Genomic DNA, 782 nt, shown 5'->3' with positions numbered 1-782 from the left:
ACCGGTACGAACCTGGCTCGCAAGATCGACAGTGAGGGTTACCTCGCGATGATCGGTACTGCGGAGAGCGCGGTGACGATCGCGATGGCGCCGATCCTGAAGCAGGCTGAGATTCCGAACATCACCTCCGGGCAGTCGCCGGGTCTGGTCGCGGTCGGCAGTGAGTTCCTGTTCCTCAACGGGCCGACCTCCACTACCTACGACGAGACCCTGGCCAAGCACATCGTCGACAAGCAGGGCATCAAGAGCGTCGCGATGATCACCAACAACGGCTCGTACGGCAAGGGTGAGCACGACGCGTTCCTCAAGGCGCTGCAGGCCCGCAGCGTCACTCCGGTCGCCGACCAGGTGGTGACCACCGACCAGAAGGACTTCTCCGCGGTGCTCACCGGTATCCGGCAGAAGAACCCGAAGGTGATCTTCCTGGGCGCCGAGGAGGTCGAGTCCGGCCTGATCGTCAAGCAGGCCCGCGACCTGGGTATCACCGCGATCTTCGCCGGCGCGGCCCCGCAGGGCACCCCGGTGTTCCTGGACACCGCCGGCGCGGCCAACGCCGAGGGCACCATCGTCAGCTCGCCGTATCTGGGCAACGACGTCAGCGACGCGTCGAAGAAGTTCGCCGCCGCCTACAAGGCCAAGTTCAACGAGGAGGCCGAGCTGCACGGCGCCAAGGCCTACGACGGCACGCAGATCATGCTCACCGCCCTGAAGACCAGCAACGTGGCCACCGGCAAGGCACTCGCCGACGCGATCCGGGCCACCAAGTACCAGGGCCTGCTCGG

At 66.0% G+C, this 782-nt stretch carries 1 protein-coding gene; it reads left to right on the top strand.

Annotation, left to right across the window (positions count from 1 at the left end; genetic code table 11):
* Nucleotides 1-48: 48 nt before the first annotated feature.
* The coding region (locus ADL15_RS17010) for an ABC transporter substrate-binding protein (protein WP_198170828.1) at nt 49-782 on the top strand (734 nt) is incomplete at its 3' end.

It is taken from the genome of Actinoplanes awajinensis subsp. mycoplanecinus (assembly GCF_001509495.1).
Lineage (GTDB): Bacteria > Actinomycetota > Actinomycetes > Mycobacteriales > Micromonosporaceae > Actinoplanes > Actinoplanes palleronii.
Note: the sequence above shows the minus strand (reverse complement) of the source record. Positions and strands in the feature narration are given on the sequence as shown.